The sequence below is a fragment of the Actinocrinis sp. genome, from assembly GCF_035605935.1.
In the GTDB taxonomy this organism is placed as follows: domain Bacteria; phylum Actinomycetota; class Actinomycetes; order Streptomycetales; family Catenulisporaceae; genus Actinocrinis.
This window is the reverse complement of sequence record NZ_DATNGK010000046.1, coordinates 1-14,395: the sequence shown is the minus strand read 5'-3', so window position 1 is coordinate 14,395 and position 14,395 is coordinate 1. Positions and strand designations below refer to the sequence as shown.

At 68.9% G+C, this 14,395-nt stretch carries 8 protein-coding genes; 6 read left to right on the top strand and 2 right to left on the bottom strand.

The annotated features are described in order from the left end of the window. The first annotated feature begins 59 nt into the window (after positions 1-59). From VN779_RS03415 to VN779_RS03390, 6 genes are all read left to right on the top strand, one after another. Complete coding sequence (locus VN779_RS03415; RefSeq protein ID WP_325720027.1) at positions 60-7,433, top strand: SDR family NAD(P)-dependent oxidoreductase; 7,374 nt, start codon at positions 60-62, stop codon at positions 7,431-7,433. Positions 7,434-7,441: 8 nt separating this feature from the next. After that, positions 7,442-9,928 (top strand): beta-ketoacyl synthase N-terminal-like domain-containing protein, encoded by a 2,487-nt coding sequence (locus VN779_RS03410; RefSeq protein WP_325720025.1) that lies wholly within the window; start codon positions 7,442-7,444, stop codon positions 9,926-9,928. After that, positions 9,925-10,752, top strand: a complete 828-nt coding sequence (locus VN779_RS03405; protein ID WP_325720023.1) for a thioesterase II family protein — start codon at positions 9,925-9,927, stop codon at positions 10,750-10,752. Before VN779_RS03410 ends, VN779_RS03405 begins: the two co-directional genes overlap by 4 nt. A 5-nt stretch (positions 10,753-10,757) precedes the next feature. Further along, complete coding sequence (locus VN779_RS03400; RefSeq protein WP_325720021.1) at positions 10,758-11,423, top strand: hypothetical protein; 666 nt, start codon at positions 10,758-10,760, stop codon at positions 11,421-11,423. A 222-nt stretch (positions 11,424-11,645) separates the two neighbouring features. Continuing rightward, entirely contained in the window at positions 11,646-12,098 is a 453-nt protein-coding gene (locus VN779_RS03395) for a VOC family protein (protein ID WP_325720019.1), read from the top strand. A gap of 72 nt (positions 12,099-12,170) precedes the next feature. Beyond that, the gene (locus VN779_RS03390) at positions 12,171-13,247 is read left to right on the top strand and encodes an RNA polymerase subunit sigma-70 (protein WP_325720017.1); all 1,077 of its coding nucleotides are present in this window, start codon (positions 12,171-12,173) and stop codon (positions 13,245-13,247) included. 29 nt (positions 13,248-13,276) lie between these two features. Here the strand turns inward: VN779_RS03390 and VN779_RS03385 are convergent, their stop codons facing one another. Both VN779_RS03385 and VN779_RS03380 read right to left on the bottom strand, forming a co-directional pair. Continuing rightward, positions 13,277-13,516, bottom strand: a complete 240-nt coding sequence (locus VN779_RS03385) for a DUF5988 family protein (protein ID WP_325720015.1) — start codon at positions 13,514-13,516, stop codon at positions 13,277-13,279. A 265-nt stretch (positions 13,517-13,781) separates the two neighbouring features. Beyond that, positions 13,782-14,144 carry a hypothetical protein gene (locus VN779_RS03380; protein ID WP_325720013.1) on the bottom strand — a complete coding sequence of 121 codons (363 nt, stop codon included), beginning with the start codon at positions 14,142-14,144 and terminating at the stop codon, positions 13,782-13,784. Positions 14,145-14,395: the final 251 nt, after the last annotated feature.

Here is a 14,395-nt window from a genome sequence, read left to right as displayed (position 1 = left end):
CGGAGCGGTCGCAGACTGGCGCTCAGGACACTGAGGCCGTCGCAAAGCCGGTCAGTCTCGTGTTGGTTCAGAAGGCGATGGCGCTACCAGAGTCGTCCGACGCCCCTGACGTCTCGGGCACCACCGCAGCAGGCGCTGAACTGTGCGCGTCGGTCACCAGCGCAGTGCGGGCGTTCGCCGATTCCGGACTGCCCGGCCGCGTTTACGCACTCACCCGCGCGACCCGGCAAGTCACCGGCCAGGACTCGATCGTCGCTGGCAATCACGGACTGCTGCACGGATTGCTGCCTGTCCTTGGCCTTGAGTACCCCCCGGCCTGGGGCGGCGTCATCGACCTTCCGGCCTCGCCGACCGGCGACGACGCGGCGATCGCCTTGTCGCTCGCTCGCCCAAGCGCCGACCCGGATGCCGCAGCCGATGACTTACTCGCTGTACGCGGCGGCCGCGCCTTCGGCGCCAGGATCCGTCCCGTCGCCGCCGATTGGCAGCCCGAGCTGCCTGTTCATCCAGACGCGACGTACATACTTACCGGCGGGCTCGGCGGCATCGGACGGGAGATGGCGCTCGACCTCATCCGGCGCGGCGCTCGTCACCTGCTCCTCCTCGGCCGCACCCCGGAGACCGACCTGCACGCCACAGCCGCGGCCGCGCTCGGCAACATGCGCACACTCGGCGCAGAGGTCGTATACGGCAGCGCAGACGTCGAGAGCCAGGCCAGTCTCGCCGCCGCCATCGCAGCAGCCTGTGATTACAGCGATGACAGCGGTCACGGACTGCCGCCGGTTCGCGGCATCATCCACACAGCCGGTGGACTGCCGCACAAGCCACTCGCCGAGGCCACCGCTGCCGACTTCGCCGAAGGGCTGCGCGGGAAGTTCGCCGGAGCCTGGTGGCTGCACCTGCTCAGTGGCGAACGCGCCTGGGACCTCGACTTCTTCGTTCATACGTCGTCGGCGTCCGCGCTGTGGGGACACGAGGGCCGCGGCGCGTACACGGCGGCGAACGGCGGCCTCGACGCGATCGCCGCGTACCGCACTGCGGCCGGTCTGCCCGCGACGTCGATCGCCTACGGCGCGTGGGCTCTCGACGGGATGGCTGACGAAACCGGACGTCAAAACCTCGGCCGCGTCGGCATCATCGAGATGGACCCGGCGACCGGTTGTTCGACGCTGGCCGCCAGTTCGGCCAGCGCTGGCGGCCTGCTCATAGCGTGCCCGGTCGACTGGCCGCGGTTCACGTCCGTGATGGGAACCCTGCGTCGCAGGTCCCTGTTCGACGCTATTCAGAGTACTGACGCACCGTCGCGTGGCGGAGATGCCGCGAGTTGCGACGCGCATGCGGCTGTCGGCTCGCCTGGGGCTGCCGGAAACGGCGCATCGACGCCGCTGCGTGACGAACTGCTGGCGCTGCCCGAGAACGCACGCGGCGAGGCTGCCCGTGTGCACATCGGCCGCATGCTCGCCAAGACGCTCGGCTACCCCGAGGGCCGCACAGTTCCGCAGGACACGGGGTTCTTCGACCTCGGCCTCGACTCGATCATGGCCGTGGACCTGGCCCGCGAGCTGTCCGTCGCCTTCGCCGTCAACCTGCGCGTCGCAGAGGTCTTCAACAATTCTCGGGTCACCGCGCTGGCCGATCACGTCGCCCGGAAGATCGCGGCGGGACCGGCAAGCGTCGTGACGAAGCCGGCGCCCGCGCCCGTGTCGAGTCCCGAGCGCATTGCCCCGCAGGCCGCCGGACCGCAGCTTGTGTCCACCTCAGCGGGACAAACGGCCGCGTCACCTGAGTCACCTGCGTCGTCCGCCGAGCCGATCGCGATCGTCGGCATGGCTGGCCGCTTCCCCGGCGCCGACACCATCGACGAACTCTGGGATCTGCTGCGCGAAGGCCGCGACGCGGTGGGCCCGGTGCCGGCTGATCGATGGGACAGCGCCGCGCTTCACGGCAACGACCCGCTGCGCGCCGGCACGATCAGCACCGACCAGGGCGGCTTCCTGCGCGACATCGACCGCTTCGACGCCTCCTTCTTCGGGATCCCGGCCCGCGAGGCCGAGAGCCTGGACCCGCAGCAGCGCCTTCTGCTCGAATCCGCCTGGCACGCCCTCGAATCCGCCGCGATCGATCCCAAGAGCCTCAAGGGCACGCGCACCGGCGTCTACATCGGCATCACGAATTCCGATTACTCCCGGCTGCTCGAACGTGGCGGACTCAATCAGCTCGACGCCTACTTCGGCAGCGGCACCTCGCTGAACGTCGCCGCCGGCCGAATCTCTTACCTGCTCGGGCTTTCCGGCCCGGCGATGGCTGTGGACACCGCGTGCTCGTCATCTCTCGTCTCGCTGCATCTGGCCATCAGGTCCCTGCGATCTGGCGAGACCGACCGTGCGCTGGCCGGCGGTGTCAACGTGATCGCGTCGCCGGAGTGCTCAGTCGCGATCAGCCGCGCGCACATGCTCTCGCCGGACGGCCGCTGCAAGACTTTCTCCGCCGACGCCAACGGATTCGTCCGCGCGGAAGGTTGCGGCGTTCTGGTTCTCAAGCGGCTGCGCGACGCACAGCGAGACGGCGACCGGGTCCTGGCGGTGCTGCACGGCAGCGCGGTCAACCAGGATGGCGCGTCCTCCGGCCTCACCGTGCCTAACGGAGCCGCGCAGGAGCAAGTCATCGCAGCCGCGCTCGCCGACGCGCGGATCGACGCCGCCGCGGTGTCGTACTTGGAGGCACACGGCACCGGCACCTCCCTCGGCGACCCGATCGAGCTCAACGCCGCGTGGGCCGTCTTCGGCAAGGACCGCAAGCCGGGCGAACCGCTGCACGTCGGCTCGATCAAGAGCAACATCGGACACTGCGAATCAGCCTCGGGCATGGCCGGGATCTTCAAGACCGTCCTGGCGCTGCGGCATCATCAGCTCCCTGCGAGCCTGCACGCCGAGACATTGAACCCGTTCTTCCCGTGGGACGAAGTCAACATCCGCGTCGTCGACGCCCTCACACCATGGCGCACCGGGGACCGCCCGCGATACGCGGCGGTCTCCAGCTTCGGCTTCAGCGGCACGAACGCCCAGGTGATTCTCGGCGAGGCACCCGAGGCGGCGCCGGTGGTGGCGGCTACGGCGCGAAAGTCCGAAGCCGACGGCGAGCAGCCAATTCCGTACCTGGTGCCGATCTCCGCGCCGGACCCGGCGGGTCTGCGTCGACTCACCGACCTCTGGGACGCGAGACTGACGAGCGCGACAGAGGACGAACTCGGACGCCTGGCGACCACCGCCGCTTCCGGCCGCGCGCACTTCCCGCTGCGCAAGCTGCTGCTCGGCGCAAACCGCGCTGAACTGCTCGCCGGACTTCACGAGAGCCGTGGCGAATCCGGGTCTGTGCCTGGGTCCGAGCCCGGGTCCCGGACTGAGCCGGCGCGCACGAAGCCGCCGAAGGTCGCGTTTCTCTTCTCCGGTGCGGGCAGCCAGTACTTCGGCATGGGCCGCGAGCTGTACGAAACCGAGCCGGTGTTCCGCGAAACCCTCGACGCCTGCGACGTCATCGCCGCGCCACAGCTCGGCATCTCGCTGCTGGACCTGATGTTCTACGGCGCCGACGAGGAGCTGATCGATCAGATCCGGTTCACTCAGCCGACCACCGTCGCGCTCGAACTCGCTCTCGCCGCGCTCTGGAAGTCCTGGGGCGTGACAGGATCCGTGGTAACCGGGCACAGTGTCGGCGAGATCGCCGCGGCCGTCTACGCCGGAGTCATGGACCTCGAGACCGGCCTGACGCTCGTCGTTAACCGGGCCCGCCTCATGCAGGGCACCGGAAGCGGCGCCATGCTTTCCCTCGCCGCGCCGCTGGAGCGGGTCGAAGGCTGGCTGCGGGGCACCGATTGCGACATCGCCGCGATCAACGGACCGCAGTCCATCGTCGTCGCCGGGCTGCCACAGGACATTGAGACGGTCGCCGAACGAGCGCGCGCCGAAGAGGCCAAGGCGCGGGTGCTGACCATTTCAGCAGCCGCACACTCCCGGCTCATCGACGCGATGCTGCCGGAGCTGCGGGCCGTCACTGAGCCGATGACCTTCAACCGGCCGCACACCCCGGTCATCTCGAACCTGACTGGCAAGGTCGGCGGGCCGAGCGACTTCGACGCCGATTACTGGTACCGGCACGTGCGGCAGCCGGTGCGCTTCCACGAGGGCGCGCAGCAGCTGGCCGCACTCGGCGTTGAGGTCGTGCTCGAACTCGGCCCCGACCAGACGCTGATCAACATGGTCACCGCGGCCGAGCTGGTCCCGCACGGCGGCGCCGTGCCCTCCCTCAATCGGGGCGCGCCCGACCGCGCGATCATGTTGACGGCGGCGGCCACGCTTTACCGGCAAGGCCAGGACCTCGACTGGGCAGCCGTACACGCAGTCACTGGCAACCGCCGCGCCGACGCCCCGCTGTATCCGTTCGCTGATACGCGCTACTGGACGAAGGTCAAGCCGGCGCAGGCCGCTGCTGCCGCCGCCACCGAATCGGTCGGTACGGCAAAGGCGCAGCCGAAGCATTGGGGCGTGGAGCTGCGTTCCCCGGCGATCAAGGGCCGCGCTTTCGCCTTCGAACGCACCGCGGCGTTCCCCAAGCACCTGGGGGACCACCGGATCGAAGAGACCGTGCTTGTTCCGGCGTCGTCGCACCTGGCGACGATCCTCTCCGCGGTCGGTGCGAACGGCAAACCGGTGTCGATCAGCGACCTGGTATGCCGGCTTCCGCTCGTCATCAAGGACGGCGAGCGATACGACGTGCAGCTGTTGCTCAACGAGGCTCAGGGATCGAACACCCCGCTCGGCATCCACAGCCTGGTGGACCCGGATCGGGGCACCTGGGAGACGCACCTGAACGCCAAGCTGGTCAGCGCCGAAGACTCCGCTGCGCGACGTCAGGCCCCTGACCGCGACGCGTTCATCGCGAGCGCCGGGCGCCACATCTCCGGCGAGACGTTCTACGCCTTCTTCCGCGAACTTGGCTACACCCTCGGCCCGTCCTTCCGGTGGATCGCCGACATCTGGCTGCGCGGCGACGAGGCACTGCTGCGCTACACGCAACCGCCGATGCCCGAACCGCTGGCCGAATACGAGATCTACCCCGGCCTGATCGACTCCTACTTCCAGAGCATCGCAGGGTTCATGGTCGACGACCATGCCACCAAGGCCGCCTCGCTCGCGATCCCGTTCGCCATCGACAACATCGCGTTCCCGGGTCGGCCCACTCCCGGCGAGGAGCTGTGGAGCCACGTGCGCGTCGTGCAGGCCAAGCCGCTGCCAAACGGCCGCAAGAACGTGGAGACCGCCGACCTGCATCTGTTCACCGCCGCCGGTGAAAGCCTCATAATCGCGGACGGCTTCCGCGTCCGGCCGGTCGGCCGCACAGTCCTGCGACAGAGTCTGCGCAAGGGCACGCCGAACGCGTACGAACTCGCTTGGGTCGCGTGCCCGCAGGAGTCGGCGCCATCGGCCGCGTTGCGCCGACGGATCGCAGTACTCGGGGACACGTACGAGCCGGGTAGGGCCCTCGCGGCGAAGCTTCGCGCGGAAGGCCACACTGTCATCAGCGACCTGGCCGCGGGCAATGGACCGGCGCCCGAGGTGATCCTCGACGCGCGATTCGCAGACCTCGAGGACGCACTCGACGCCGTCGCGGCGCAGGAATCGGCGCTCGACCTGTGGGCCACGCTCAAGGACGCACCACAGGACGTGCCTTACGTGATTCTCGGCGATGGGCGTACCCAGGCGGCTGCGGTCCGCGAGGCGTTGTGGGGCATGCTCGCGGCACTCGAAGCCGAGCAGCCGCGCCGCCGCATCGTGCGCGTCGAGTTGGGGGAGGGCTGGTCGGCGCAGGCCCTGACCGCGATTCTCGTTCGCGCGGCCGAGGGGATCATCAACGAGAATCGATTGCTTATCGACGCTGACGGCGTGCGTATCCCGCGCCTCATCCCAGCCGGCGCAACCGTCGAGCCTCCAGCCTGGCCCGGCAGCGTTCTGATCACGGGCGGACTCGGCGCGCTCGGGCTCAGCGTCGCGCGGACGGTGGTTGAGCAGGGCGCGCGGCAGGTCACGTTGTTCGGCCGCTCCGAGCCGGACGAGACCGCGCGCGGTGTCATCACCGAACTCGAGGGCGCGGGCGCCACGGTGCGAACCGTGATGGGCGACGTGGCAGATGCCGCGGCGGTCGCGCGAGCGGTCGCTGCCGCGACCGAGGACGGACCGTTGTCAGGCGTCTTCCATCTCGCCGGCGCGACTGCCGATCACGCTTTCGACCAGCTGACGGCCAAGGACTTCGCTGCCGTCTTCGCCGCGAAGGCGCGTGGTGCGCAGGTGCTTGCGGAGGCGGTCAACGGACACGACGACCTGACCGCATTCGTGCTCTTCTCTTCCGCAGCCGGACTGCTCGGCTCAGCCGGACAGGCGAACTATGGCGCCGCCAACGGATTCCTCGACGGCCTCGCACACACCCTCCGTGCCGCCGGGGTGCCGGCCACCAGCGTGGACTGGGGACCGTGGATCGCCAGCGCGAAGGGCGGTATGGCGGCCAATGCGGCCACCGCGCGCGCCGCCGAAAAACTCGGAATCAAGGCGCTGACTGACTCGGCCGCGGCTGCGGTGCTTGGACTGGCCGCGACGACCTGCGCGCCCCGGCTGCTGGCGATCGACGCCGACTTCAAGCAGTACGCCGAGCAGATCGGCGACCATCCGCGCGCCGCGATCCTCGCACATCTGGTCAAGGACCGTTCGCGCGCTGAAGCAGCGAGCGCAGCAGGGCAAGCGCAATCGGCGGTCGGTGACGCGGGCGACGGTGCCGCTGCCGTGACTGCGGGTGTGGCTCCGGCCGCGGCGGTGGAGACCGACGCGTCCGGCAAGCCGCGCGGCTGGCTGCGCGACCGGCTGCGCCCCCTCGACTCCGATGAGCGCTACGACCTCGCCCGCGACACCATCCGCGGCTTCGCCGGCGACTTGCTCGGCGACCCGGCCAAGGTCGACGACGACTGCGGGTTCGAGGAGATGGACATGGACTCGATCATGATGATCGACCTCGGCGACCTGCTCAGCCACGCCATGGACGATGACCTGTCCGCCGTGGTCGCCATCAACTACCCGACCATCCAGGAACTTGCCCGGCACCTGACCACCCTTGTGCGCGAGGAACCCCAGCTCGAACCGGGATCCGCGCCGGAGCCGAACCCGGCTTCCGCTGCGACTACGGCTGCGACCCCGCCTGTGGCCTCGGCTGGGACCTCGGCTGTGACTACGGCTGCGACCCCGCCTGTGGCCTCGGCTGTGACCTCGGTTGGGGCACCGGCCTCGGTGCCGGACCCGCAACCGCACCCGCAACCGGATCCGGCCGAGCGCGAACTGACCGAGGAAGAACTCCTCGAAGCGATCCGGCGCGACCTCGCCATGGAACTGTGAGGACGGAAATGGACAACAAGGAACTGCTTCACCTGATGGAGGAACAGCTCAAGCTGTCCAAGCAGCTCAAGGCTCGTATTCGCGAGCTGGAGGCGGCACGCACCGCGCCACTGGCGATCGTCTCCACCGCGCTGCGGCTGCCTGGCGGCCTCAATTCCGCGGAGGACTACTGGGACTTCCTGCTCGGTGACCGCGACGTCATCAGCGAGATCCCCGAGGACCGGCCCGGCCTGCGCGCCGTCTTCGACCCGAAGCAGAACACGCCGAACCATTCCTACGTCGAGCGTGCCGGATTCCTCTCCGACGTAGCCCAGTTCGACCCCGCGTTCTTCGGCATGTCACAGCGCGAGGCCGAGTCCACCGACCCGCAGCAGCGGCTGCTGCTGGAAACCGCGTGGGAGGCAATGGAGCGGGCTGGCATCCCGGTCCGCCGCCGGGACCGGATCAACGCAGGGGTCTTCGTCGGCATCATGACGTCCGAATACGGCGATCGCCTGACCAACCGCACCGGCGATCGCGAAGTGGACCCGTACTACGGCACCGGCGGCGGACTCTCCATGGCTGCCGGCCGGGTCAGCTATGTTATGGGCTTCTCAGGGCCCGCGGTCAGCGTCGACACCGCGTGCTCCTCCTCGCTCGTCGCGCTGCATCTCGGTGCGCAGGCGCTGCGGCGTGGGGAGTGCCGGTACGCGCTGGTCGGCGGCGCGAACCTGATCTTCTCCCCGGACCTGATGGTTTCGCTGTGCCAGAACCAGGCCCTCGCCCCGGACGGCCGGTCCAAGACCTTCACCGCCGCAGCAGACGGATATGGCCGCGGCGAGGGCGTCGGTGTCGCAGTCCTGATGCGCCTCGACGACGCCGAACGCGAGGGGCGCCCGATCTTGGCTGTTCTGCGCGGCAGCGCGGTCATGCACGACGGCGCCTCGTCCGGCCTGACCGTGCCGAACGGAAACGCGCAGCAGGAAGTCATCCGGGCCGCGCTCGCCGACGCCGGCGTCGCAGCGCACGAGGTCGGTGCGGTGGAGACCCATGGGACCGGCACCTCGCTTGGCGACCCGATCGAAGTCGGCGCGCTCGACGCGGTGATCGGGGCCGGCGCGCCGGGCAGGTCCGTGCCCGCGCTACTGAGCACCCTGAAATCGCGGCTCGGGCACCTGGAGGGTGCGGCCGGGATCGCGGCGCTGATCAAGGTCGTGCTCATGCTGCAACATGGCGTGGTCCCGACAGCCGTCGCGCCAGATGCCGGGCCGCTCAATGAGTACATTCCGTGGGATCGTGTCCGGCTCGCCGTGCCGCGCACGCAGACGCCATGGCCGGTCGAGTACGAGCGGCGCATCGCAGGCGTCAGTGCATTCGGCATGAGCGGCACCAACGCACACGCCATCCTGGAGGCGTACACGCCCGTGTCAGCTGCTTCGTCTGAGCAGCTGGCCGGGGCCAGCTCGGTTCCGCAACTCGTGACGCTCTCGGCGAAGAACGCGACCAGCCTGACCGAGCTCGTGTCTGCGACCGCGTCGTACCTCGTGGGCACTGCGCGCGAACAGCTGGCTTCGGCCGCACACACGCTGCGTGCGGGCCGCGCTCCCTTCGAGCATCGCGTCGCGGTGGTCGGCGCGAGCGGCGGCGAGCTGGCCGAGAAGCTGGCTGTCGCGGTAGGGCACGCGAGCAAGGTGACCGCGAAGAACGCGCAGACCTCGGTGACGCTGCGAGTCGGATCGGGGGTCGTGCGGCTATCCGCAGGAATCAATGCGCTGAGTGTCGCCTACCCGATGCTCGCTGCGGTCGTCGGAGGAGAGGACCAGCCGCCGGCCGAGCGAATCAAGCGGCTGCTGCAGGCTCTCGGTTTGCGAGTCAAGGCCGAACAGCGCACGCCCGCGTTGGGCGCGGCGGCCGCCGAAATCGCGTGGGGCGAGCAGGTCTTCCCGCTCATCACCGAGGACCCCGCGGCGAGCCCGGCAAATCTGCTGAACGCGCTCGCGGCGATCTTCGTCGATGGCGCAGACCTGCGCCTGGATGCGCTGCGCCCGACCGGCGCCGCAATCCTTGGCGACCTGCCGACGTACGTCTTTCGACGCAAGCGGTGCTGGATCGATGAGCCGCAGCCGCGCAGCAGCGTGCCCGTGCCACGCGCCGCCGCCTCATCCGGCGAGAGTCCGGCAGCGACCGAGTCCGAGTCCGAGTCCGAGTCGGCCGCCGACGCGGGAGAGACAGCGCAGGCCGCGCTCGACCAGGAACTGATCCACGAATACCTGATCAGCGAACTGATGAACATCATGCACGCCGAAGAGGCGCTCGACCGCACCGAGACATTCCTTGAGGTCGGCGGCGACTCGTTCACCGCGATGCAGCTGACCATGAGCATCGAGGAGCGCTATCAGGTCGAGATCCCGCTCGACGACTTCAACGAGGATTTGCAGATCAGCGTGCTGATCGATCGGCTCACCCGCCGGATCATCGCGGCGCGCGTCCCGGCCGACAAGGCGAACGGCGCATGACGAGCACGCCTGCCACGGCCGCGGCGACTGCGGCGACTGCGGCGACTGCCACGACCGGGTACATCCGACCTCGCCCGCTGGACGATCCGGCGCTGCGCGTCATCGGCTTCCACCACGCCGGCGGCTCGGCCGCGGTCTACTATCCGCTTGCCCGCGAACTGCCTAGTGACTGGGACTTGGTCCTGCTCGACCTGCCCGGTCGAGGCAAGCGGCACGCCGAACCGCTGCGGCAAAGCTTGCCGGAGTTGGTGGAGCTGATTGCCGGCGAGGTGCGGCCGTGGACCGACGTGCCGTACGCCATCTTCGGCCACAGCCTCGGCGCGGTGATCGCGATCGAGGTCGCGCGGGCCTTGGAACACGGCGCGAGCAGCCCGCCGGCCTGGGTCGGCGTCTCGGGCCGAGCCGCGCCGAGTTTCCAGGGCCACCTACGCGGTCGGCTGTACGAACTCGACGACGACTCCCTGCTCAGTGAGCTGATTTCGATGGGCGGCACGCCGGAGCGCATCCAGAACGCGCCGGCCTTCGTCGAGCACTTCTTGCGCGTCGCGCGAGCGGATCTGCGCGCCGTGGACTCGTACGCGCCACATCCGGACCGTCCACCGATCAGCAGCCCGGTGACCGTATTCGGCGGGGACGCCGATCCGCGCGCCCCGAAGCACATGCTCAGCGCCTGGTCCCGGGAGACGACCGGCCAGGTGCGCCAGCGGCTCTTCCCCGGCGGGCACTTCTACTTCCTCGGTGAGGCCTTCGCCGCGTTCGCGCAGCAGCTCGTCGAAGAGGCCGCATTCGCTGCGAGACGTAAGGCCGCCGATCTGCCACAGTGACGGGCATGAGGCGAATTCCGAGCGGAGCACAGGGCATCCGCACCAAGGCCGTATCTGCGAGTGCTGCTGTTATCGTGTTGCTACTGACTGTGAGTGGCTGTAAGTCAGGGACCATAACCTTCGGGGGAGGGGCGTCGAGCGGCGCGTCGGCCAGCTCCGCCGCGACCTCGAACGGATCGGTCGAGCCGCGCACCGGCGGGTTGCTCGCGGTGCACGACCCGAAGCAGGTCACGGACTCGATAAAGATAGGCACGTGCCACTTCCTGGCCGGGCCGCGCCCCGACCCGCAGTGCACCCCCGGCTCGTTCGATCCCGCGGTGACCCAGGCGAACATCCAGACCACCATCTGCCGCAGCGGCTACACCACGACCGTGCGCCCGCCGGTGAGCCAGACCGACAAGGCGAAGCGCTCGCTCTATACCGCGTACGGCGTTTCGAGCGGTACGGGTTCGGAACTCGACCATCTCGTCTCGCTGGAGATCGGCGGCTCAAACGACGAGGCGAACCTCTGGCCGGAGATCGGCAAGATCCCGAATGCCAAGGACAAGGTCGAGAACGACCTGCACGACGCCGTGTGCTCGGGGAAGGTGACTCTCGTCGCGGCGCAGCAGGCGATCGCGTCTGACTGGACCACGGCGGAAACGCGGCTCGGGTTGAAGTCGCGGCCGTAGCGATCGCGGCGATGTGGCGATGTGGCAATGTGACGACGTGTGTCCGTGGCGCCCGGCGTGACCGGCGCGCCCCCTCCGGCGCTGTCTCTCCCAGCCGGGGACACCCGGACGGGCTAGCCCAGCCATCGCGTCGGAACGGTGCGCTCACCTGCGCAGATAAGAAGTCATCGGGGCACCGATGAGTTTTCGGCGACCGCGCCGTTTCATCCGTGAGTAGCGTCGGTGACCGAGCCGACCACGCTGGCCAAGGAGGCCGTCATGGAATGGAAGCTGGAACTCATCGTGCTGCCCGTCGCGGATGTCGACCGGGCCAAGCAGTTCTACGCCGAGCAGTTGGGATTCAAGCTGGAGGTCGACTACCAGCCCACCGAGGACTTCCGGGTCGTGCAGCTGACGCCGGTCGGCTCGCGCTGTTCGGTCGCCCTCATGCGCAACCACGAAGCCGCGGGTTCCGTCAAGGGTCTGCACCTGATGGTCACTGATATCGATGCGGCGCGGACCGAACTGGCCGGGCGGGGCATCGAGGTGAGCGAAGTCTTCCACTTCGAGAACGGACAGCAGCGCTCCGGGCCTGACCCGCAGCGCGGCGACTACAACTCCTTCGCCTCGTTCAGCGACCCGGACGGCAACGAGTGGCTGGTGCAGGAGCGCAAGAAGGACCCGTACGAGAGCTGACCGGAGTCGGAGACGTGGTCAAGCGGCCAGTGGTCAGCGGTCAGCGGTCAGCGGTCAGCGGTGAGGCAGTCAGTGGCTAAGCAGGCAGCGGTAGAGAAGTCAGTGGCCAAGACGTCGGTGGTTAAGAAGTCAGCGGTCAAGATGTCAGTGGTGGATCAGGCTGCCGAGGTCGCGACGCAAATCGCCGCGGCGATCGGCGGCGATGAGGCGGCGTTCGCGCGGCTCGCCCAGCGCTACGGGCGCGAGCTGCACGTGCACTGCTACCGGATGCTCGCCTCCTTCGACGAGGCTGAGGACGCCGTGCAGGAGACGCTGCTGAACGCCTGGCGGGCACTGGACGGCTTTGATGGCAGCATGCTGTTTCGCGCCTGGCTGTACCGCATCGCCACCAACGTGTGCCTTGACCAACTGCGCCGCAACGCGCGCCGGCTGGCGAAGATGCAATCGCTCGCCGAGGTGCCGTGGCTGCAACCGTACCCGGACCGGATGCTCGACGAGGCCGCGCCGATCGATCAGCAGCCTGATGCTGTCGCGGTCGACCGGGAGACCATTGAGCTGGCCTTCCTCGCCGCCATGCAGCTGCTGCCGCCACGGCAACGTGCCGCGTTCATCGTGCGCGACGTGCTCGGCTGGCCCGCGGACCAGACCGCGGGCCTGCTCGGCACGAGCGTCGCGGCGGCCAACAGCGCCCTGCAACGGGCGCGCACCACCATGCAGCAGAATCTTGCGACAAGCCGCGGCGAGTGGTCCGCGCCCACACTGAGCACCCAGGACAGGCAGCTGCTTGAGCAGTTCATAGACGCGCACGAGCGCGGAGACGCGGTGGCCGCGATCGCCATCTCCGCGCAGGACATTCGCATCACGATGCCGCCGTATCCATACCTGTTCGATGGGATCGACGCGATGCGCACTCTGCTGGAACGCGCCTTCGGCGATCAGCGGGAAGGCGACTGGCGGTTGCTGCCGACCGCCGCGAACCGCCTGCCGGCCGCGGCCAGCTATCTGCGCCGCTTCGGCGACTCGCGGTATCGGGCGTTCAAGCTCGACGTGCTGCGGCCGCGCGGCCCGGTGATCGCGGAGGTGACCACGTTCGGCCCCGGCCTGTTCGCCGCCTTCGGGCTGCCGGAGGTGCTGCCCGAGGCGGCCTGACGTGCGGCACCCCGGCCGGCCCGGCGGACTCACTCGGCCACGAAGGTCGAGTGAGTCCACTCGAACACCCGCAGTTCGCGGCCGCCGATCGTGACGGTCTCGGCCAGCGGGCGGAAATGCTCGTGCCGGTTTCCCATGAACAGCTTGAGGTTTTCGTCGACCTCATCGACTCGCCGCTCGCGCGCTCCGTCGATCAGCAGGCTGACCGGGATGCCGCGCAGGAACGCGTTCGGGATCTGGGGGACGGTGTCCGTGTCGGTGGCTTCCATCGCGCTCACTCCTCGTCGGTCGTGCAGCAAGTCCGACAGCGCTGGACCGCGAACGAACCGCCCGGTACACGGGTTGGAGGGGAGGGGACACCAGTCCCGGGCGGTCCGCCGCTCGCGCCGCCTTTCAGCGCACTTATATGATGCGCCGAGCTGCTAAATCCGAGCCTAAGCAGTGATCGAGCGGCCACGTGATCGCGTGGTCGGGTGGATCGGGTATGCGGGTGCGGGTGCGCAGGAGCGGTTGCGCGGTGTTCGAGGCGGTGCATCAGATTAGGCGGCGGCCGCGGCTGCGCTCGAGCAGGATGCCGAGAGCGAGGGCGCCGGTGAGCAGGAACGCCGGGACGCCGATGCCGAAGTGCCCGTTGCGCATCATCATGATCAGGTACCAGGCGCTCACGCCGCCGATGACGAGCGCGCCGAGCACCGCGGCCTGCCGGTTCACCAGGCCGACGGTCAGCAGTCCCGCGCCCGCGGCGTTGAGCGCGGCGACGGCCAGCATCGCCGGGCGACTGGTCAGGCCGGTGAACTCGGTGAAGATGTGCGCGTTGCGGCCGGTGATCAGATTGATGGGTGCGACCGTGAACTCGAGGATCAGCGGGATGGAAAGGGCGGTGGAAAGCAGACTCATCGCGATTCCTGAGGGGAGGGGAGGGAGACGGTTCGGGCTGGGCCACCGTGTCGCATTCAACTGGACAGCGCGGGTAAACGGAGTTGTCCAGTTGAACGGGACAGGGCGGGTGAGCGGAGTTGTCCAGTTGAACGGGACAACCGGCTCGTGCGGGGTTGTCTCACTGAGCTGGACAACCGGATGACGTGGGTTGTCCCGTTGAACAAGACAACCGACTTACGCGGGTTGTCTCGTTCAACGGGACAGAATGG

What these genes read in the sequence shown, in the direction of transcription:
- VN779_RS03405 (WP_325720023.1), top strand. Translation starts at nt 9,925, where the DNA reads ATGACGAGCACGCCTGCCACGGCCGCGGCGACTGCGGCGACTGCGGCG.
- VN779_RS03410 (WP_325720025.1), top strand. Translation starts at nt 7,442, where the DNA reads ATGGACAACAAGGAACTGCTTCACCTGATGGAGGAACAGCTCAAGCTG.
- VN779_RS03385 (WP_325720015.1), bottom strand. Translation starts at nt 13,516, where the DNA reads ATGGAAGCCACCGACACGGACACCGTCCCCCAGATCCCGAACGCGTTC.
- VN779_RS03400 (WP_325720021.1), top strand. Translation starts at nt 10,758, where the DNA reads ATGAGGCGAATTCCGAGCGGAGCACAGGGCATCCGCACCAAGGCCGTA.
- VN779_RS03380 (WP_325720013.1), bottom strand. Translation starts at nt 14,144, where the DNA reads ATGAGTCTGCTTTCCACCGCCCTTTCCATCCCGCTGATCCTCGAGTTC.